General features: G+C 61.5%; 18 protein-coding genes and 1 tRNA gene. 4 read left to right on the plus strand and 15 right to left on the minus strand.

Going from position 1 to position 21,190, the window contains the following annotated elements; all coding sequences use genetic code 11:
* Positions 1-78: 78 nt before the first annotated feature.
* The 10 genes from C9411_RS04150 to citC form a co-directional block, all read right to left on the minus strand.
* Complete coding sequence (locus C9411_RS04150) at positions 79-1,269, minus strand: isochorismate synthase MenF (protein WP_107226473.1); 1,191 nt, start codon at positions 1,267-1,269, stop codon at positions 79-81.
* 189 nt (positions 1,270-1,458) lie between these two features.
* On the minus strand, positions 1,459-2,151 hold the full coding sequence (locus C9411_RS04155; RefSeq protein WP_107226474.1) for a 4'-phosphopantetheinyl transferase: 693 nt from the start codon (positions 2,149-2,151) through the stop codon (positions 1,459-1,461).
* Between the two features lie 161 nt (positions 2,152-2,312).
* A complete protein-coding gene (gene agp / locus C9411_RS04160) occupies positions 2,313-3,542 on the minus strand; it encodes a bifunctional glucose-1-phosphatase/inositol phosphatase (RefSeq protein WP_107226475.1) in 1,230 nt (409 codons plus the stop codon).
* 146 nt (positions 3,543-3,688) lie between these two features.
* Positions 3,689-5,152: an anion permease gene (locus tag C9411_RS04165; protein ID WP_004940821.1), complete on the minus strand. Its 1,464-nt coding sequence runs from the start codon at positions 5,150-5,152 to the stop codon at positions 3,689-3,691.
* A 25-nt stretch (positions 5,153-5,177) separates the two neighbouring features.
* A complete protein-coding gene (gene citG, locus C9411_RS04170) occupies positions 5,178-6,062 on the minus strand; it encodes a triphosphoribosyl-dephospho-CoA synthase CitG (RefSeq protein WP_107226476.1) in 885 nt (294 codons plus the stop codon).
* Entirely contained in the window at positions 6,043-6,591 is a 549-nt protein-coding gene (citX, locus tag C9411_RS04175; protein WP_063989208.1) for a citrate lyase holo-[acyl-carrier protein] synthase, read from the minus strand. The genes citG and citX overlap by 20 nt, the downstream gene beginning before the upstream one ends.
* Positions 6,592-6,594: 3 nt before the next feature.
* Positions 6,595-8,100, minus strand: a complete 1,506-nt coding sequence (citF, locus tag C9411_RS04180; RefSeq protein WP_063989207.1) for a citrate lyase subunit alpha — start codon at positions 8,098-8,100, stop codon at positions 6,595-6,597.
* Positions 8,100-9,020, minus strand: a complete 921-nt coding sequence (gene citE, locus C9411_RS04185; protein ID WP_044030873.1) for a citrate (pro-3S)-lyase subunit beta — start codon at positions 9,018-9,020, stop codon at positions 8,100-8,102. Before citE ends, citF begins: the two co-directional genes overlap by 1 nt.
* Positions 9,004-9,312, minus strand: coding sequence for a citrate lyase acyl carrier protein (gene citD / locus C9411_RS04190; protein ID WP_019452464.1), 309 nt, complete (start codon positions 9,310-9,312; stop codon positions 9,004-9,006). Before citD ends, citE begins: the two co-directional genes overlap by 17 nt.
* The gene (gene citC / locus C9411_RS04195; protein ID WP_004940809.1) at positions 9,312-10,382 is read right to left on the minus strand and encodes a [citrate (pro-3S)-lyase] ligase; all 1,071 of its coding nucleotides are present in this window, start codon (positions 10,380-10,382) and stop codon (positions 9,312-9,314) included. The genes citD and citC overlap by 1 nt, the downstream gene beginning before the upstream one ends.
* Positions 10,383-10,695: 313 nt before the next feature.
* Here citC and dpiA point away from each other — a divergent pair, with 313 nt between their 5' ends.
* The 3 genes from dpiA (at position 10,696) to C9411_RS04210 (ending at position 14,764) form a co-directional block, all read left to right on the plus strand.
* Positions 10,696-11,382: a two-component response regulator DpiA gene (gene dpiA, locus C9411_RS04200; RefSeq protein WP_021505854.1), complete on the plus strand. Its 687-nt coding sequence runs from the start codon at positions 10,696-10,698 to the stop codon at positions 11,380-11,382.
* 102 nt (positions 11,383-11,484) lie between these two features.
* Positions 11,485-14,574, plus strand: a complete 3,090-nt coding sequence (locus C9411_RS04205) for a beta-galactosidase (RefSeq protein ID WP_107226477.1) — start codon at positions 11,485-11,487, stop codon at positions 14,572-14,574.
* Positions 14,575-14,688: 114 nt separating this feature from the next.
* Positions 14,689-14,764 (plus strand) — tRNA-Asn (locus C9411_RS04210).
* A 94-nt stretch (positions 14,765-14,858) separates the two neighbouring features.
* Here the strand turns inward: C9411_RS04210 and C9411_RS04215 are convergent.
* Positions 14,859-15,692 (minus strand): oxidoreductase, encoded by an 834-nt coding sequence (locus C9411_RS04215; RefSeq protein ID WP_107226595.1) that lies wholly within the window; start codon positions 15,690-15,692, stop codon positions 14,859-14,861.
* A 105-nt stretch (positions 15,693-15,797) separates the two neighbouring features.
* Here C9411_RS04215 and C9411_RS04220 point away from each other — a divergent pair, with 105 nt between their 5' ends.
* Positions 15,798-16,718: an AraC family transcriptional regulator gene (locus C9411_RS04220; protein ID WP_107226478.1), complete on the plus strand. Its 921-nt coding sequence runs from the start codon at positions 15,798-15,800 to the stop codon at positions 16,716-16,718.
* A 157-nt stretch (positions 16,719-16,875) separates the two neighbouring features.
* Here C9411_RS04220 and C9411_RS04225 read toward each other — a convergent pair whose 3' ends face one another.
* The 4 genes from C9411_RS04225 to C9411_RS04240 form a co-directional block, all read right to left on the minus strand.
* Complete coding sequence (locus C9411_RS04225; RefSeq protein ID WP_107226479.1) at positions 16,876-17,454, minus strand: HD domain-containing protein; 579 nt, start codon at positions 17,452-17,454, stop codon at positions 16,876-16,878.
* 317 nt (positions 17,455-17,771) lie between these two features.
* Positions 17,772-18,758: an aldo/keto reductase gene (locus tag C9411_RS04230; protein WP_107226480.1), complete on the minus strand. Its 987-nt coding sequence runs from the start codon at positions 18,756-18,758 to the stop codon at positions 17,772-17,774.
* 25 nt (positions 18,759-18,783) lie between these two features.
* Entirely contained in the window at positions 18,784-19,812 is a 1,029-nt protein-coding gene (locus C9411_RS04235) for an alpha/beta hydrolase (RefSeq protein WP_107226481.1), read from the minus strand.
* Between the two features lie 131 nt (positions 19,813-19,943).
* Positions 19,944-21,161, minus strand: a complete 1,218-nt coding sequence (locus C9411_RS04240) for an MFS transporter (RefSeq protein WP_107226482.1) — start codon at positions 21,159-21,161, stop codon at positions 19,944-19,946.
* Between the last annotated feature and the right edge of the window lie 29 nt (positions 21,162-21,190).

Here is a 21,190-nt window from a genome sequence, read left to right on the forward strand (position 1 = left end):
GCTGCCGGGTCATGTTGTTGTTCATCGTTGTCTCCTGCGAAAGCGTATGACGCGGCGTGCACTGCGCCGCAAAGAGGCCTACAGCGCGCCGCTGTTCAGGCCGAAAGCGTTGAGCATGGTGCCCAGTTTGGCGGCGGTTTCCATCCACTCGGACTGCGGCGTCGAAGCGGCGACGATGCCCGCGCCGGCGAACAGCCGCACCCGGTTGCCGCGCAGCAGGCCGCTGCGGATGACGATCGCCCACTCGCCGTCGCCGTTGGCGTCGCACCAGCCGACGATGCCGCTGAACAGGCCGCGATCGTGCGGTTCCAGATCGGCGATCAGTTGGCGGGCGCTCTCGGTCGGGAAGCCGCACAGCGCCGGCGTCGGATGCAGCAGGCAGGCCAGCTGCATCACGTTGAGATTCGGGTTCAGCAGCTCGCCGCGAATGCGGGTGGACAGGTGCCACATGGTGCCGGTGCTGAGCAGCGACGGGCCGCTGGGCACGCTCAGGCTGGCGCACAATGGCGCCAGGTGGCGGCGAATGTCGTCGATCACCAGCTTGTGTTCGTATTTGTCTTTGGTCGAGCGCATCAGGCGCTCGCTGCCGAGGCGATCCTGCTGCGGATCGTCCTGACGGCGCGCGGAGCCCGCCAGCGGATTGGTGTGGATCTCGCCGCCCTGCTTGCGGATCAGCAGTTCCGGGCTGGCGCCGATCAGCACGCCGCCATCGGCCAGCGGCAGGGAAAAGTGATAACCGGTCGGGTTCTGCACCATCAGGTTATTGAGGATCTGGTGGCCCGCCACCGGCTGCTCCAGCTCAATGTCGAGGATGCGCGACAGCACCGCCTTGTCCAGCTTGCCCTGTTTAAAGCGGCTGACCGCTTCCGCCACCGCATGCTTGAAGCGCGGCTCGTCCGGAATGCTGGTGCAGGCGGCCAGGCGATGCGGCTGTTGCAGCATCGGGCGCGCGGCGCGGGTAAAGCTGTCGTTGGCGACAAACTGGCAGTTTTCAGGCACGTACAGGCTGGAAGGTCGGCGCGTATCGAACGGAATGGCGCCCACCACCACCGGCGTCTCCTGGCCGGCGGCTTTGGCGCGCGCCAGCGCCTGGCGGATATGCTGCGTCAGCGCGCTGCCTTCCTGCTCGCCGCCGAACGCCGGCGTCTCGATACGCTCGAACACGCCGTCGGCGGAGAGGGAACGGAATTCAGACCGGTACAAAAAGGTCGATTGTTCGGCGTACACAAACCCGGGGAAGGTTTGGTTTTCTGTCGTCAGTGTCGCCACAAGACCACTCCTTTGTTGCGCCTTACCAATGATAATGTTTATGCGAATAATTATCATTAGCTATAAAAGGAGGATAAATTACACCGGATCCCCACCGTGGGTCAATCTCCGATGAATGAATCTTTCCACCCGCCGCGGCAAATCCGATTTATGGCGCAGCAAGAAATAACACACTGTTATTATTGTATTTTAACAGAAAATAAAAGTCGTGACGTCGTCACCTTCACGCCAAAAACGCCCGTTAAACCGGCGGCCGGCGAGGCAATTTGGCGTCAGCGTCTTAAGCAACGCTAATACAAACGTCTGCCGCTGCGTATCCACGGCGACCATGCGCGCATCGAGAAAATCGAAGTAACAGCGCACCTGCGGATAAAGCGCCTTGAACAGGCTTTCTTTGGCGGAAAACGTCAGCGTCAGCAGTTCATTGAACGGCAGCGCCTCGCGCAGCAACGCCTCGCGCTCCCCCGCCGAAACGATCGCCCCCCACAGCTCCTCCGCCCGCACGTCGGAGAGCAGCGTCTCCACATCCAGCCCAACGCCGCCCAGCCCGCTCTCGCGGTGCACAGCGCACAGCGCGGTATCCGAATTATGGCTCAGCGCCCCGGCGATGCCCGGCGGCCACTGCGGCGCGCGATCTTCGCCGCGCGCCAGGATGAAATCGGCAAAACCGAGCGGCGCCAACAGTTGCCGCGCCAGAAAACGCCCGGCCAGATACTCCGCGCGGCGCTTCGGCACCGCGCGCGCCAGATGATCCGGCAGCGCAAAGCCCGCCTCGGGAAAACTCTCGTCACGATACTCCGCCAGCGCAAAATGGCAGCGCGCCACCTGGCCCGGATAGCCGTCCGGCGTGAAAAATTCGATATTGCGGATAAAAGTGGGCAACGGCGGTATCCATGATAAGCAGGCAGGCTGATGATGTTAGCCCCCGAAACGGCCTGCAACAATGACCCTGGGCAAAATAAATGGCGTTAAGGCCCGCACGGCGGCGCGTTAGCCGGGATGGGGAGAGGCCTCTCCCCCGCGGTCGGGAGAGAGGCTGGGCATTACAAGATGCCTTTCATGGTCTTCTCGAAATCGCTCCAGGCGCAGAAACCGTCTTTGTCGATCGGGCAGCCTTTCAGCGCCAGCGTTACCCGCTGCGGCGGGGTTTGCAGCGTCAGCGGCGTCGCCTTGCGCAGCTGTTCGGTGGACTGATAGACGTACTCGATCTTCAGCAATTCACGGTCGTTCTGCGCGTCGCGCCAGCGCTGGAACACCAGTTTGCCGCCGATCGGCGTTTTCTCGTATTGCTGCGGCAGCTGATACGGCTGGAACTGCATGGCCGACAACAGCGAGGCAATATTGGAATCGTGGCCGACCAGCACCGTCAGCTTCGGCGCGTCCGGTTTGCGCTCGCCGAGCAGCGCGTTGTTGATATAGGTCAGCAGCGGCTTGGCGACGTTCTGCGCCACCACCGGCGAGGTGAACAGCGAGTCCTGATAGCCGTCTTTCAGCTGCGCCAGCTGCTGCCACTGGTGCGGGGTGGCGATTTTGCCCCAGGCCACCTCTTTCATCGGGAAACCTTCGTAATACTGCAGCATAAAGGCGTCCACCAGCGAGTTGCCCACCCGCAGCGGGCCGGAGACGCCCGGCTCTTTGCCCGGCACCGCGCTCATCACGCTGGCTTCTTTGGTCAAGTCACAGTGTTTGTCGGTCTTGCAGGCGGCGGAATCCTTGTAGTCGATGATCTTCGCCAGCTGTTGGTAAGCCGCGTCCAGCTTCAGCGAGCCCAGCGCGGCGTTCATCGCCGCCAGCGCCTGCTGGTTGAAGGCCTCGCTGGTGTCGGTGATGATCGGGTTGAAGGTCGGATCCATCTCGCCCATCTTGTCCTGATGGTGCACGCTGACGTCACAGCCGGGGAACGCGCCGTTGCTGAAGAACTGCGCCGTGGCCACCGTGCGCTGCAGGCTGTTGGCGTAGACATACACGCTGCCGGCGGTCGGGCAGCCCTCTTGCGGCAACAGGCCGGTCTGTTTCAGCCAGGCGTTGAAGTAGTGCCCCATATACACTTCCAGCACCCCGCCCTTGGTGGTCAGCTGGCCGCCCGGCGTTTCCCAGGCCGGCCAGGCCTTCGGCGTAGACTGCGCCAGCACGCTGCCGTTGTTGGCCAGCGGCGCGCGCAGGTTATGGCGGCTCATGACCAGCACCTGTTCCAGCTGATAACCGCCGGCGTCTGCCAGCGCGCTCCCGGTGAATAACAAAGGCAGGCACAGCAATAACGTTTTTTTTCTCATCCGCAGAGGCTCCCGGAAAATGATTGTTTTTAAGATGTTAGCGTTTGCCCGAGTATGATGGCGGGGTTAGTGTGACAAGTGTGTGACAGGGTTCACGGGAAAGGATCGTAACCGCGGCCACCGGGCGGTGGCCGCGTGGCTTCAACTCAGTACCACAGGCTCATGATCGGCCAGCCGATCAGCAGCAGCGCGGCAATGTACACCACGCCGAGAATGCCGCCCAGGCGCCAGTAGTCTTTCGACTTCACGTAGCCGCAGCCGTAGATGATCACCCCCGGCCCGGTGGCGTACGGCGTCAGCACGCCCATGATACCGATCGACAGCACCAGCAGCATCGACAGCTGCTCCATCGGCACGCCCGGCAGCCCTTTGCCGACCGCCAGGATCACCGGCAGCATAGTGGCGGTGTGCGCCGACAGGCTGGCGAACAGGTAGTGGGCGAAGTAGAACACCAGCACCAGCGCCACCACCGTCATGTTCGGCGAGAAGCCGTCCAGGTGGGTGCTCATGGTCTGGGCGAACCAGTCGATAAAGCCGGAGCGCGTCAGGCCGTTGGCCATCACCACCAGCGTCGCCAGGTTAACCAGCGTGTTCCAGGCGCTGGAATATTTGGTGATCTCTTTCCACGACACCACGTGCAGCGCCAGCATCAGCGACACCGCCAACAGACACACCGCGGTGGCGTCCAGCATTTTGCCGCCGAACACCCACAGGCACAGGCTGAGCAGCACCAGGCCGATCAGGGTGTATTCCTTGCGCGTCAGCTTGCCCATTTCCCCCAGCGCGGTATCCGCCCAGGCGGCCACTTCGCTGCTGTGGGTCACGCCCGGTTTGTACAGGTAGTAGGAGATCAGCGGCGCGATGATCAGCAGCAGCAGGCCGACCGGCAGGAACGCCAGGAACCACTGCATCCAGCTGATGTGCACCCCGGCGATCTTGCCGACGAACTCGATGCCCAGCACGTTCGGCGCGGCGCCGGTGACGAACATCGAGGAGCTGATGCTGGTGCCGACCACCATCATCCACATCAGGTAACCGCCGATGCGGCGTGAAGAGGGATCGTTGGGGAAGGAATCGAACAGCGGCGGCAGGTTTTTCACCACCGGGAATACCGTGCCGCCGGTGCGCGCGGTGTTGGACGGCGTGAACGGCGCCAGCAGGATATCGATGATCACCACCGCATAGCCCAGCGTCAGCGTGCGCTTGCCCATGAACTTCACCAGGAACAGCGCGATGCGCCGCCCCAGCCCGGTGGCCTCGTAGCCCAGCGCGAAGATAAAGGCGCCGAACACCAGCCAGACGGTGGTGCTGGAGAAGCCCGCCAGCCCCCATTTCAGCGCCTCTTTACCGGCCTTGAAGCCCGGCTCCGCCAGCTCCTGCGCGCCGAACAGCACCCAGTTGGCGCTCAGCACGCTGACGGTCACTGCGATAAAGCTGATGGCGGTGGCCGGGATCGGCTCCAGAATCATGCCGACGATCATCGCCACGAAGATGGCGAAGTAGTGCCAGGCCTGCGGCGGCATGCCGTCGGGCACCGGTATCAATAACAGGATCGCGAGCACCGCCAGCGGCGCTATCGCTTTCCAGATCTTTTCCTGGGTTTGGGACATAGAGACTCTCCTGAAGGCTTGGTTATTATTCTTGGGCACCCAGCTGCGCCAGCAGCCAGGTCACTATCAACAGGTCGGCGCTGCCGCCGGGACTGAGGTTGCGGGCGATGCAGTCGGCATCGAAGTGCCGCAGGCGCGCCAGACCCGCCTCCCCCGCCGAGCCGCCCTGCGCCAGCAGCAATGCCGCCCGGCGCCGCAGCCAGCGCAGCCCGTGCAGGCCGCCGCGCGAGGCGACATTGGTGTCGTCGTTGTGGGCCATCAGCCACAGCAGGCTGTCCAGCAGCGCTCGCTGTTCGCCGCCGCCGGCGGCCAGCCGTCGCCGATACAGCGGCAGCGCGCCGTCAATGACCAGCCGGAAACCAGCCTCCGCCTCGCCGCGTGCGCCGCTCAGCCCGTGCGCGGCGAACAGCCGCTGGCCGGCGGTCTGCCCGGCGTTGTTGCGCCGCAGCTCGCGGTCCACCAGCCCCCGGCACATCGCCGCCACCTCGGCGCACAGCGCTTCGGCGTCGATGGCGCGGCCCTGCTGCTGCAGGCGGCCGAAGGCGGTGCACAGCAACCCGAGCGAGAACACGCTGCCCTTGTGGGTGTTAATGCCGCCGGTGGCGCGAAACATCTGGTTTTCGCAGGCCAGGCCGAGCGGCCGCAGCCGCGCCAGCTGCTGCTCTGCCGGCAAAGCCCCGTCTTCGCGCCCGCGTTGGATAAAGCGCGGCAGCCACACGCCGATGGCGCGGGCGCTGCGATAGAAGTGCCCGAGATCCATGTCGCGGTGGGCGCCGGTGTTATGGCGATCCACCAGCCCCGGCTTGGGCGTGAGGTTGACCTCCACCAGCAACGCACGGAAAGCGGCGCGGGCGAAGTCGCAGGCCGGTTCGGCACGGTGGGCAGGCAGGTTAATCGGCAGAGATCGCATCGTTGAACATCCTTTCCATTTCATGCAGCAACTGCTCGCTGCTGTGCCGCCGCTGGCGGGCGCAGATCTTGGCCGGTTGGCCGCACAGCAGGCAGCGCCGTTCCGGCAGGCCGATGTCACGGCGCGACAAAATGCGCCCCTGCGTATCCAGCACGTCGATATCCCACAGCCGGCCGATCGGGCGGCTCACCTCCAGCTGCATGGCGCAGTCCTTCACCCGCTGGGCATCGGCGCGCAGCGCGACAAACCCTTCGCAGCCGGTGGCGAGCGCCAGCGCCTCGGCCTGCGGGCTGGGCCAACCCTGTTCGGCGCACAGCCGCAGCAACGCCGCCCACCCCAGATTGAAGATGCCGCGCGTCAGCGCGCTGTCCTTCACCGGGCCGGGCACCACCAGCGTCAGCACCAGCAGCGTGCACTGGTGCTGCGCCAGCCACGCCTGCTGCCGCGCCTGGCGGCATTCGCGGCTGGTGAGCAGCGCCGGCAGGCTGACCGCACGTTCGGCGGCCAGTTGGGGATCGACGGCGGCCATCGTTTACTCCGCCACCTGATGCACCACGTCGATCACCGAGCCGTCGCGGTAGCGCACCACCGCCACCACCTTGTCGGTAAAGGCGATCGGCTGCGGTTCGCCGGTCAGTTGCAGCGCGCGGGCGCGCAGCCAATCGATGCTCACTACCTCGAGGCCGGCCTCCCGCAGGCGCTGCGCCAGCTCCGGCCGCGCCGGATTGACGGCGATGCCGTGGTCGGTCACCAGAATGTCGATGCTGGAGCCCGGCGTGACGCAGGTGGTCACCTGCTCTACCAGCGTCGGGATGCGCCCGCGCACCAATGGCGCGACGATGATCGCCAGCCGCGCGGCGGCGGCGGTGTCGCAGTGGCCGCCGGAGGCGCCGCGCAGCACGCCGTCGGAGCCGGTCAGCACGTTAACGTTGAAGCCGGTGTCGATTTCCAGCGCGCTCAGCACCACCACGTCGAGCCGATCGACCGACGCGCCCTTGGAACTGAAGTTGGCGTACTGGTTGGCGCTGATTTCGATATGGCGCGGGTTGCGCGCCAGCGAGGTCGCCGCCGCCCGATCGAAGCTCTGCACATCCAGCAGCTTGCCGATCAGCCCTTTCTCGTGCAGATCCACCATGGTCGAGGTGATGCCGCCGAGGGCGAACGCGGCGCGAATGCCGCGGGCGCGCATCTTGTCCTCCAGGAACCGGGTCACCGCCAGCGAGGCGCCGCCGGTGCCGGTTTGCAGCGAGAAGCCTTCGGTGAAGTAGCCGGAACCGGCGATCACCTCGGCGGCGCGGCGGGCGATCAGCAGCTCGCGCGGGTTCGAGGTCATGCGCGTGGCGTCGGCGCCGATCTTGTCGGCGTCGCCCACCCGCTCCAGCTGCACGATCAGATCCACCCGATCCTGCGCCAGGCTGGCGGGATGATGCGGATACGGCACCAGCTGCTCGGTCAGCAGCACCACGGTGCCCGCCGCCTCGGCGTCCACCCGCGCATAGCCGAGCGAGCCGCAGCAGGCTTCACCGCTGTAGCCGTTGGCGTTGCCGAACTCATCGCAGGCCGGCACGCCGAGGAAGGCCACGTCTATCTTCAGCTCGCCGGATTCGATCAGGTTGACCCGGCCGCCGTGCGAGTGAATTTGCACCGGCTCCGCCAGCAGGCCGCGCGAAACGGCGTCCGCCAGCGGGCCGCGCAGCCCGGAGGTGTAAATGCGGCTCACCACACCGTGGCGGATATGCTCAACCAGCGGCGCATGGCAATCGGTCAGCGAGCTGGAGGCCAGCGTCAGGTTGCGGAACCCCATCGCCGCCAGCGTCTCCATCACCTGATTGAGGGTCAAATCGCCACCGCGAAACGCATGGTGGAAGGAAATGGTCATGCCGTCCTGCAGTCCGCTGCGGCGCACCGCTTCCTGCAAGGAGTCGCACAGCTTGAGATCGCGCGGTTTGCGCGCCTGCAGGTTGGCTTTGGACACGTCCTGATAGCCCGACAGATCCGCCGGGTTGGCGAAGGTCATCAATCGTTGTTGGCGGTTCATCATGCTTCCTCCCCGTGCTGCGCCGGTTCTTCCCGTAAGCCGGACAGCGCGGCGCGCTCCAGCACCAGCCGGGCGCGTTCGATCACCGGGCTGTCGACCATTTTTCCGTTGAGCGACACCACGCCGCGCCCTTCCCGCTCCGCCGCTTCGGCGGCGTCCACCACCCGCTGCGCGTGCGCCACCTCTTTGGCGGTCGGCGCGTACAGGTTGTGCAGCAGCTCAATCTGGCGCGGGTTGATCAGCGATTTGCCGTCGAAGCCGAGCTGTTTGATCAGCGCCGCTTCCTGCAGGAAGCCGGCCTCGTTATTGGCGTCGGAATAGACGGTGTCGAACGCCTGAATGCCGGCGGCGCGCGCCGCCTGCAGCAGCGAGCAGCGGGCGAACAGCAGCTCGATGCCCTCCGGCGAGCGCTCAGTGCGCAGGTTGCGCACGTAGTCTTCCGCCCCCAGCGCGATGCCGATCAGGCGCGGCGAAGCGTGCGCGATCGCCACCGCGTTGGTGATGCCCTGCGCCGATTCGATCGCCGCCAGCAGCCCGGTGCTGCCGACCGGCCGGCCGCAGGCCGCTTCGATGGCGGCAATCTCGCGTTCCATATCGATAACGTCCTGCGCGCTGTCGGTCTTCGGCAGGCGCACGATGTCCGCGCCGCCGCGCACCACCGCCTGCAGGTCCGCCAGGCCGTAGGCGGAGTCGAGCGCATTGACGCGCACGATGGTTTCCACCTCCTGGTACAGCGGGTGCTGCAGCGCGTGGTACACCAGCCGGCGCGCCGCGTCTTTTTCACGCAGGATCACCGAGTCTTCCAGATCGAACATCAGGGCATCGGCCTGGTAGATAAAGGCGTTACTGACCATCGCCGCGTTGGCGCCGGGAACGAACAGCATGCTGCGGCGCAGCCGGGTTTTATTCAGCGTTTTCATCTTTCGCCTCCCACGGCAGTTGGCCACCCTCGCAGGCGCGCATCAGCGCGGTTTCCAGCCGGGCGCGCAGCACGCAGTCCAGCGCGCCTTTGTCATCGACGATCACCTGCACCGGCTCCACCTCATAACGCTGCAGCACCTCCAGCAGGGTGTGGCGGATCGCCGCGCCGAACTGTTTTTCCACGCTGCTGGCGATCAACAGATCGTGCTGCGGCCCCTCGGCGGGCGCGATGCGCACCATGACATCGCTGGATTCCAGCGTGCCGGCCATTGCTTCTCGGATAATTTTCATCATTCACCTGATTGTGCGGACTCAAAAGGATGCGGGGCCGCCTTGGCCCGGCGCTGCGTTTGCAGATCCTGCAGGTAGTACAGGGTGTCCGGCGGCACCAGCGGCGCGGCGGCGTGGAAGTCCCCCGCCGCCAGCAGCTTGCGCACCCAGGAGGCGGAGATCGCCGTGCCCTGATATTGCAAACGCTCGATTTCCACCAGCGCGATCGGCGGGCTGGGCAGCGCCGGCGTTTCCAGCCAGTAGCGCATGTCGCGGTTGTATTTCGCGGTCACCGCGCAGAACGGCTCGTTGCCGACGAAGCGGTGCGTAATGCCCAGCGCGGGCGCCAGATACTGGCGGAAGATCTTCAGATCGATTTCGGTGTAACAGTCGTCGGCCACGCCCTGATCCTTGATGAAGTAACAGGGGAAGGTGGCGCGCGAGATCACGTACTGCGAGCCTTCGTGTACCGTGAGGTTGGGGATATCGGCGGTGCCGGCCAGCACCAGCCGACGGCGGTCTTCATAGCTGAAGCGCGAGGTGTTTTCCTTCACCAGAAACAGGTGCAGCCAGTCGCAGCGTTTGGCCGCCTGACGCACCAGATACTGATGCCCGCGGGTGAAGGGGTTGGCGTTCATCACGATGCTGCCGATGGTGTCACCCGGCCGGCGCTGGCTCGCCAGCTGGGCGGCGTAGCGCTTCAGGCGACACGGGCTGTTTTCCATCAGCACCACGATGCCCGGCACGGTGGCGATCGGGTAGAAACCGCACTGGCGGAACAGCGGTTCGTTCTGCACCTTGGTGTAGATAAACAGCTGGGTGTGGTGGCGCTCGTAGGCCAGGTTCACCAGCTCGGTCGCCAGCGCCAGCGCCAACCCTTCGCCGCGCATCAGCGGGCTGATGGCGACGCATTTGATAATATTGTCGGCGATGCCGCCGCAGGCGACCAATTTGTCGTGCTGGGTAACGGTAATAAATATTTCAACCGTGGTGTCGATATTCAGATCGTTACTGCGCAAGAAGGCGCTTATTTCCGAAATCGCTTTATGATCCGATCGCTTTACCCGATTAAATACGGCATCGCCTAACATAACACGCTCTCTGGGTTAACTGGCAAACAACAAATTAAATACAAAAATGCATTTTAATTAACATTAAGCAAGATAATTAAAACCTTAAAAACCATGAAGATAAACGCCAATTCGCGTTCGATAAATCAATGGTAAACAGAAAAAAAACGCCGATTATTGACCTATTTCACAAACCGATTCCGGTTAATAAGTTATTTAATGTTCTTTATTTGCTTAATTAATCTTATGGTGTTTATTATTGAGATAATCTTTATTTGGCGCCGCAATTTACTTACATTCATTTAGCATCTTGATTGCAATAGTAGGTTTCATTATGGAATGGCTGAACATCCTGATCGTTGAAGACGAAACGCCGCTGGCGGAAATGCACGCGGAGTTTATCCGCCAGAACGGCGGCTGCCGCCAGATTTGGCTGGCCGGCACCCTGGCGCAGGCGCGCGCCATGACCGAGCGCTTCAAGCCGGACCTGATCCTGCTGGACAACTTTCTGCCCGACGGCCAGGGCATCACCCTGCTGCGCGAACTGACGCTAAGCGGGTATCGCGGCGGCATCGTGTTCATCACCGCCGCCAGCGACATGGCCACCGTGGCCGAGGCGTTGCGTTACGGCGTGTTCGACTACCTGATCAAACCGCTGGCCTATGACCGGCTGAGCCAGACCCTGCAGCGCTTCAGCCAGCGCCGCGAAGCGCTGAAGGACAAAGCGCGCCTCAACCAGCGCCGCATCGACGAGATGTTCAACACCTACGCCCGCGGCGAACAGCAGGCAGCGCTGCCCGCCGGCATCGACGAGCTGACGCTGGGCAAGGTCCGCGCGCTGTTTGCCGAACCCGCCGCGCGCCACACCGCTGAAAGCGTTGCGCAAAAAATGGGGCTCAGCCGCACCACCGCGCGCCGTTATCTGGAGTTTTGCACCGCCGCGCAGCAGCTGCGCGCCGAGATCATTTACGGCAAGGTCGGCCGCCCGCAGCGGATCTACCGCGCCGGCGAACCGCATTAACGGTTATTTGATCGCCCTTGCAAGGTTGCGTGTAACCGCTTTACTTTTTATGCGCCGGTCAGCATCTTGGTGAGCATCACCTAGCCGACTGGACGATCGCCGATGCCCGCTGCGCCCCTTGCTTCCCTGACCGAGATCCTCGCCCGCCGTGACTGGCAAAACCCGGCCTGCACCCACTCCCGCCGGCTGGACGCCCACCCGCCGTTCGCCAGCTGGCGCACGCTGGAAGACGCGCGCGACGATGCCCCCAGCGCCAGCCGCAGGTCGCTGAACGGCGAGTGGCGCTTCAGCTATTTCCCGCGCCCAGAGGCGACGCCGGAAGGCTGGCTGCAGCAGGATCTGCCGGACGCCGCCCCGCTGGCGGTGCCGGGCAACTGGCAGCTCGCCGGCTACGATGCGCCGATCTATACCAACGTGCGCTACCCGTTCCCGGTCGATCCGCCGCGCGTGCCGGAAGACAACCCGACCGGCTGCTACTCGCGCACCTTCAGCGTCGATCCGGCCTGGCTGGCCGCCGGCCAGACGCGCGTCATCTTCGACGGCGTCAACTCGGCGTTCTATTTGTGGTGCAACGGCCACTGGGTCGGCTATTCGCAGGACAGCCGCCTGCCGGCGGAGTTCGATCTCAGCCCGTGGCTGCAGCCGGGAGAAAACCGGCTGGCGGTGATGGTGCTGCGCTGGTGCGACGGCAGCTATCTCGAAGATCAGGACATGTGGCGCATGAGCGGCATCTTCCGCGACGTCAGCCTGCTGCACAAACCCGCCGCGCACCTGAGCGATGTGCGCATCACCACGCCGCTGCATGACCGCTTTACCCGCGGCGAACTGGTGGTGACGGCGCGCGCCAGCCGGCCCGGCCCGCTGCAGGTGCAGGTTCAGCTGTGGCGCGATGGCGCGCGGGTGGCCGAACGCACCCAGCCACTCGGCAGCGAGATCGTGGACGAGCGTGGCGCCTATGACGATCGCGTCACGCTGCGTCTGCCGGTAGAACGCCCGGCGCTGTGGAGCGCCGAAACGCCCACGCTGTATCGCGCTACCGTCGCCCTGCTCTCACCCGAGGGGGAGATTATCGAGGTGGAGGCCTATGACGTCGGCTTCCGCCAGGTGGACATCAGCGGCGGGTTGCTGAGGCTCAACGGGCAGCCGCTGCTGATCCGCGGCGTTAACCGCCACGAGCATCATCCGCGCCACGGCCAGGTGATGGACGAGGCGACGATGCGCCACGACATCCTGCTGATGAAACAGCACAACTTCAACGCGGTGCGCTGCTCGCACTATCCCAACCACCCGCTATGGTATCGGCTGTGCGACCGCTATGGGCTGTACGTGGTAGACGAAGCCAATATCGAGACCCACGGCATGCAACCGATGAACCGCCTGGCTGACGATCCGCTGTGGCTGCCGGCGATGAGCGAGCGCGTTACCCGCATGGTGCAGCGCGATCGCAACCACCCCTGCATCATTATCTGGTCGCTGGGCAACGAGTCCGGCCACGGCGTGAACCACGACGCGCTGTACCGCTGGGTGAAAAGCCAGGATCCGACCCGCCCGGTGCAATATGAAGGCGGTGGTGCCGACACCGCCGCCACCGACATCATCTGCCCGATGTATGCGCGGGTGGATCAGGATCAGCCGTTCCCGGCGGTGCCCAAATGGGCGATCGGCAAGTGGATCGGCCTGCCGGAGGAGCAGCGGCCGCTGATCCTGTGCGAATACGCCCATGCGATGGGCAACAGCTTCGGCGGCTTTGAGCGCTACTGGCGCGCGTTCCACCACTATCCGCGCCTGCAGGGCGGCTTTGTCTGGGACTGGGTCGATCAGGCGCTGATCAAGCGCGACGCCCAGGGCGAAGAGTACTGGGCCTACGGCGGCGACTTCGGCGATACCCCCAACGATCGCCAGTTCTGCCTGAACGGGCTGGTGTCCGCGGATCGCACTCCGCACCCAGCGCTGTTCGAAGCGCAGCGGGCGCAGCAGCTGTTCCGCTTCGCCTTCGACGCCGCCGCGCTGACGCTGACCGTCACCAGCGATTACCTGTTCCGCCACACCGACAACGAGCAGCTCAACTGGCGGCTGGAGCTGGACGGCGTGGAGCGCGCCAGCGGCAGCTTCGATCTGGCGCTGCCGCCGCAGGGCAGCGCTAGCTTCACCCTGCTCGATCGCCTGCCGATGCTGCATCAGCCCGGCGAGCTGTGGTTGAACGTAGAGGTGGTACAGCCGCAGGCCACCGACTGGTCCGAAGCGCACCACCGCTGCGCCTGGGATCAGTGGCGGGTGCCGCGCGCGCTGCATCCCGTGCCGCCGCCGCCGCAGGGCGTGCCGCCCACGCTGATTGAAGACGATCGGGGGCTGACCCTGACCCACGGCGACCAGCGCTGGCGCTTCGAGCGCAGCAGCGGCCACCTGACGCAGTGGTGGCAGAATGAGCAGCCGCAGCTGCTGACGCCGCTGCGCGACGGCTTTGCGCGCGCGCCGATCGATAACGACATCGGCGTCAGCGAGGCGGACCATATCGATCCCAACGCCTGGGTCGAACGCTGGAAGCTGGCGGGCCTGTACCGGCTGGAGGAACGCTGCACGCGGCTGCAGGCCGACGCGCTGCAAAACGGCGTGCAGGTGGTGAGCGAACACCAGTTCGGCGTGGACGGACAGATTTTGCTGATCGGCCGCAAACAGTGGCTGTTCGATGCGCTGGGCGCGGTGAGCGTAAACGTGGAGGTCGAGGTGGCCGATACTCTGCCGCCGCCGGCACGCATCGGCCTGCACTGCCAACTGGCGACGGTGCAACCGCAGGTGGAATGGCTGGGCCTGGGCCCGCACGAGAACTACCCGGATCGCCGCCTGGCCGCGCAGCACGGGCGCTGGCGCCTGCCGCTGGCGGATCTGCACACGCCGTATCTTTTCCCCGGCGAGAACGGCCTGCGCTGCGACACCCGTAGCCTGCGCTACGGCGGCTGGCGCATCGACGGCCGCTTCCACTTCTCGCTCAGCCGCTACGGCCTGCAACAGCTGATGGCCTGCAGCCACCAGCATCTGCTGCAGCCGGAAGCAGGCACCTGGCTGCATCTGGACGGCTTCCACATGGGGGTGGGCGGCGACGATTCCTGGAGCCCGAGCGTGCACCGGGATGACCTGCTCACCGCCGGCGTTTACCGCTATCAGCTGCGCCTGCAGCGGGCGCCCGAGGGCTAAATCTGCCAAAAAACTCAACGGGTTGCGCATTCTGTAAGCAAACAGTCACAGAATGTGTAATCCGCCTTTGACATGCCGACGGTGCCTCGCTATTATTCGCCCCGTTCACACGATTCCTCTGTAGTTCAGTCGGTAGAACGGCGGACTGTTAATCCGTATGTCACTGGTTCGAGTCCAGTCAGAGGAGCCATATTTAGAGAAGCCCGCTCAGGGAAACCTGAGCGGGCTTTTTGCTGTTGGACGGTCATCATCGATGATCCCCGACACTCTCTACCCGAAACCGGTCAGCCATCCGTTGAACGGGTGAGTTTCTCCCATTGTTCAATTTCCTGACCTAACGCCTCGAGCTTTTGCCGCACTAAACTTAATGCGTCGCTGCCTAACAACAGATGCGTTGGCGGGTTCCGGCTCTCGATTAATGCCAGCATGGCGTGAGCCGCCTTAACCGGATCGCCGAGTTGCTTACCGCTTTTTTCCTGACGCGCCTGACGAACAGGTTCAAATAACGCGTCATAGTCAGGGAGACGGCGAGGGCTGCGCACCATTGAACGCCCGGCCCAGTCCGTTCGAAACGAGCCGGGCGCCACGGCGGTCACGTGTAGGTTGAACGGGGCAAGCTCTTTACTTAACGTTTCTGATATCCCTTCCAGTGCAAATTTGCTGCCGCAGTAATAGCTGATACCGGGCAAGGTAATGAAACTGCCCATTGAGGTGATATTGATAATGTGGCCGCGACGGCGCTGGCGCATGCCCGGCAGCACGGCTTTGATCATCGCCACCGCGCCAAACACATTGACGTCAAACTGGCGGCGCAGCTCTGCAAGCGGGGATTCTTCCAGAATGCCTTCATGGCCGTAACCGGCATTGTTCACCAGCACATCTATCGGACCGACGGCGGACTCTATCTCTCCAACCACCTCATCAATACGCTCAACGTCCGTGACATCAAGCAGATAGCCAAAAGCCCGCTGCGTATCGAGCGCGCCGAAAGCCTGCAGCGCTTCGCTGTTGCGCACCGTCCCTATAACACGATGCCCGACGGCGAGGGCTTCGCGCGCCAACGCCTGACCAAAGCCACTGCTGACGCCGGTGATTAAAATCGTTTTTGCAGATGCCATAAAAAGAACTCCCATGAACCATGAAGATTGCATGGTATTCTCTGATCTGCCGCATTTTTAGGCCGTATCTTCTCTTTTTCTTGCCTGATTTTATGAGGTGGTGGGATGTCCGACATGATTGCCCTGATGAATAGACTTGCGGTGCAAGAGGGATACAACCTCACTGCCCTACCTGATGTGCGAATTTTGCGTTCCGATCGCCCGCTTGCCAGAACGCCGGTGCTTTACGATCCGGGGATCGTGATTGTCTGCCAGGGCAGCAAACGCGGCTATTTCGGTCAACAGACCTATTTATATGATGAGCAGCACTACCTGGCGGTTTCGGTGCCGGTGCCGTTTGTGATGGAAACCGATGCGTCGACAGCACATCCGCTGCTGGCGATTTATATGCATCTGGATTTTCAGCTTTCCGCGGAACTGATGTTGCAGATTGAACAGCATGGCGCCCCGCATCCTCCCGTCGCGCCGCAAAGCATGATGTCGAGCCCCATGGACGGCGCGGTAAAAATGGCCGTTCTTCGCTTACTTGACGTCCTGACCAACCCGCTTGAGGCGGCGATCCTCGGCCCGGCGCGGGTGCGTGAACTCTACTTCCGCGTGCTGACAGGCGCACAGGGCAACGCAATGCGTGCCGCGCTGGCCTTGCAGGGCCAGTTTGGCAAAATCGGTAAAGCACTGCAGCACATCCATGCCGCTTACGCGGAGCCGTTAACGCTGACGCAGCTGGCGATGATGGCCGGCATGAGCGTGCCGACCTTTCATAGCCATTTCAAAGCGATAACGCAGATGCCGCCGATGCAGTATGTGAAATCGGTGCGCCTGCACCAGGCACGGATGCTGATGGTGCGCCAACAAATCACCGCCGCCGCCGCGAGTTACGCCGTTGGCTATGAAAGCCCATCGCAATTTAACCGCGAATTCAAGCGTCTGTTTGGCCTGCCACCGGCAGAGGAGATAAAACGCATGCAGCATCACTTCGCCGTTCCGCCCGCGCAGCCTGCCTCGGTATTTGTTTCGTCGCACTGAGGCTTATTTGGTATGGCGAAACTTTAGTTCGCTATGCGCGAAAAGCGGACGCTTCTAAAAGTAAGTATGCTGACTGATATCCGTTAGCCCAGACGTCCAGCGTCTGGTTCGGAACCTGCTCAAAATTTCGCATATTGATAGCCGCGTATCTTTCGGACTACAGTTGCGCACGCTCGGCAATTTTTTGGCGCGTATCCTCATCGAGGATTTCGCGCATTAACGTAAACAAGGGATGGGTGCTTGTGTACTCCTGACCATAGGTCAGATTGAATTCGTAATTGAAGTCTGGTGGATTAATCCCCTGGTTGTGCTGGAGGATAGTTTCGAGTTTATCGAGTGCCTTGACGACCCTGGCTTCCGGCGAGGCGGCATGCTCGTATTCTTGCCAAAGTGACAGAATTTCCTCCCGTTGCTTTTCACCAAGAGAATGTGTGAGATGCAACAGAGTGGCTTTCTCTTGTTCGCTCTTATCCGGATGCAGTTCTCGTTCTACAGCAGGAATGTCACCATGGATTGCTTCTCCCAGGTCGTGAACGAGACATATCTTAAGGATCCTGAGCATATCCATACCAGCGAGCTCGTTTTCAAAGATCATAGCCATCAGGCACAGGCGCCATGAGTGCTCGGCTGTACTTTCCGCTCTACCCGTAGATGAGTGCGCACTGCGTAGCACGCTTTTGAGTTTTTCTGCTTTCTGAAGGAAGGTCAGACGCCCTTTAATTTTCACGATATCCATGACTTGTCTCTCGTTATCCTATTTTGAATACGGAAATTCTATAGCCAGAGTGGTCCTGTATGATATGACTCGTCAACCCAGTATTGGCAGGAATTATACAAGAATTTGTAATATTAATAGGGAGGGGGTAGAGGCGGCCTTGAGCGAGGCACGTTAGCGCTAAGGTTCGCATTTAGCACGGAACGGACCGCCTGTAGCGCCGAAAGCGGACATCTAAGAATTGGTGCAGAGTAGAACATATTCATGTAATAAATAAATTTGACTGAAATAACATGATTACCGACCCGAAGGCCGGTCATTGTTAATACGGATAACGGTTACCATGCGTAGGCTTCAGGGGCTTCCCCGCCCGGTCCCGGCCAGATGGTATCCAGCCTTTTGAGCGTATCGCCTGAAAGGGACAACGTCAGGGCATTGAGATTCTGACGGAGCTGTTCAGCAGTGCGCGGGCCACTGAGCACAGCGGTAACCACGGGGTTCTGCAACAGCCAGGCCAACGCGACGTCTGACGGCGCCTCCCCCAACTCATCACACAGCGTTTCCCAGGCCTCCAGCTGCGGCCGCAAGCGATTGATCTGTGCCTGCAGCTGCGGTGTTGCCCGGCGGCCATCGGCAATTTTTTTCAGCACGCCACCTAGCATCCCCATCCCGACCGGGCTCCAGGGGATCAGGCCAATGCCGTAATGACGCAGTGCCGGAATGACTTCAAGCTCAACCGTTCGCTGGGTCAGGTTGTAAAGGCTCTGTTCCGATGCCAGCCCCAGCAGGTTGCGCGCATCAGCCGTGCACTGTGCGGTGGCAATATCCCAGCCGGCAAAGTTACTGCTGCCCACGTAGCTGATTTTACCCTCACGGATCAGCTGTTCCATGGCCTGCCAGATCTCCTCCCAGGGGGTGTTCCGGTCGATATGGTGCATCTGGTAGAGATCGATATGGTCCGTTTTCAGTCTTTTCAGGCTGGCCTCACAGGCCCGGCGAATATGGTAGGCGGACAGGTATTTGTCATTCGGGCCCGTGTCCATCGGCTGGTAAACTTTCGTGGCCAACACGATTCGGTCACGCTGGCCACTGAGCGCCAACCAGTTACCGATGATTTCTTCAGATGTCCCGTACCCCTTTGCCATATCCGGCGACTGCGGCCCGCCATAGACGTCAGCGGTATCGAAAAAGTTGATACCCGCATCCACGGCTTCATCCATGATCCTGAAGCTGGCCGGCTCATCCGTCAGCTCACCGAAATTCATGGTACCGAGACCGATGCGGCTCACCCGCAGGCCGGTACGACCCAGATGTTTATAGTTCATGTCAGATGCTCCTTAACTGAACGTGTTATTGCAGGTTCTTACGGAAAAAGTCTGTCAGTTTGTCAAAAGGGATCACGTCGGTACGATCATAGAGATCGACATGCCCTGCGCCCGGTACAACATAAAGCTCTTTAGGCTGACCGGCGCGTTTGAATGCATCCTCGCTGAACTCTTTTGAGTGAGCCCGATCGCCGGTGATAAACAACATCGGGCGCGGTGAAATGGTTTCAATATCGTTGAACGGATAGAAGTTCATAAACTTGCCGATACTGCTCAACATCGGTTTCGTCGTCAGTGCTTCTTTCTCACCCTTTGGGGTGTAACCACCGCGTTCGGTGCGGTAGAAATCAAAGAACTCACGCTGAATATCCGGCGTAGAAGCGTTCAATTTATTCACGGTGCCGGGAATATACGCGGCCTCTCCCCCTTTGAACTCAGCAAAACGCTGCTCAATGGCTGACTGGATAAAGGACTTCCGCTGTTCAAGCGTCTGCGAACGATTAAGGCCGTGACGGAACGCAGCCCCCATGTCATACATGCTGACGGTAGCGATGGCTTTCATACGCGGGTCAATCTTCGCGGCACTGATAACGAAACTTCCGCTACCACAGATACCCAGCACTCCGATTTTTTCCGGATCAACAAACGGCTGTGTACTCAGATAATCAACCGCCGCGCTGAAATCATCCGCGTAGATTTCCGGTGAAATCAGGTGCCCCGGTTTGCCTTCGCTTTCCCCCCAAAATGAAAGATCGATAGCCAGCGTGATAAAACCCTGCTCCGCCAGCTTTTGAGCATACAGCGTTGAGCTTTGTTCCTTGACAGCCCCCATTGGGTGGCCAACGACGATCGCCGGCTTTTTGGCGTTCTGATTTATCGATTTTGGGATAAACAGGTTGCCGACCACGTTCATCTGATACTGGTTTTTAAAGGTCACTTTTTGCTGCGTCACCTTATCGCTTTTATAAAAATTATCGGCTCCACCGGACATATCCGCCGCAGAGGCGGCAAATGAACTGATGAGCAGCCCCAGAACTACCGTAAATTTCTTCATGATGGTCTCCTTATAATTAAGCCAGGGTGGCGTTATCCGAATGGCAGACACCGCAGAACGCGAAATCAATCTGCGCATCATGGATGCCGCGGGCGCCATACGCTTTAACTGTCATGACATAACTCCTGGGTTTATGAATGGTCTCTGGCAGAGGTGTCTGCACGTGAGGTCAGGAAAATCAGCCCGGTCGCGATAAGCAGCATCGTGACGCTGGCCAGGAAAGTGCTCTGGTAGCCGTGGTGATCGAAAAGCAGCCCCCCTACCGTTGAACCTAGCGCAATGGATAACTGGACCATCGCCACCATCAACCCGCCGCCGGCTTCGGCATTCTGCGGAAAGGTACGCGGTACCCAAGCCCACCACCCCACCGGTGCACCGGTGGAAATCAGCCCCCACAACCCGAGCAGCACCATCACGATGGCCACCTGACTGCCAAAAGCGATCAGTGCCAACGCGGTGATGGCCATCAGCACCGGAATGGCTATCAGGGTCGAGTAGAAGCCGCGTTTCAGCACCCTGCCAATCAGCGTGGTGCCGATGAAACCCGCGACACCGATAACCAGCAGGATCAGGGTGACCACTGAAGCATCCACCTTCGTCACCGTTTCAAGGAAAGGCCGAATGTAGGTAAATAGCGTGAACTGCCCCATAAAGAAGATGCCGACGCCCAGCATGCCTAATGTGACCACTCGACGGCGAAACAGCGTGAAGACATTGCTGGCACCGGTACTCTGCCGGGTGACCTGCATGGAGGGCAGGCTGAACAACTGCCAGATAAACGCGACGATCGCGACCGGCACCAGACAAAAGAAGGCTCCGCGCCAGCCGATCACCGAACCGAGCCAACTGCCCAAAGGGGCCGCGATGACCGTGGCCAGTGCATTGCCGCTGTTAAAAATGGCCAACGCGAGCGGAACTCGGTGCACCGGAACCAAACGCATCGCCGTGGCAGCCGACATCGACCAAAATCCGCCGACCACGATGCCAATCAGGGCTCGACCGACCATATAGATCAGATAATTAGGAGCCATGGCAATGATTGCGCCGGAAACCGCCATAATGCAGGTCAGACCGAGCAGCAGGATTTTCCGGTTAAGCGTACCTGCCAGTACGGAAATAAACAGGCTGGTTACCACCGCAAATGCCCCGGAAATGGCAATCCCTTGGCCGGCCATCCCTTCGGTGACATTCAGAGTCTGCGCCATCGGCGTCAGCAGGCTGACGGGCATAAATTCGGAGGCGATCAGTGCGAAGACGCACAGTGTCATGGCAAAGACGCCGCTCCAGTGCGCGGGATGTTTTCCGCTTCCTGTGATGTTTTTTCTGTTCTCGTCTGTCTGGTTACTCATTGATGAATTTCTTTTCAGTGGTTAACACG

Source organism: Serratia sp. Nf2 (assembly GCF_003028435.1).
Classification (GTDB): Bacteria; Pseudomonadota; Gammaproteobacteria; order Enterobacterales; family Enterobacteriaceae; genus Serratia; species Serratia marcescens_L.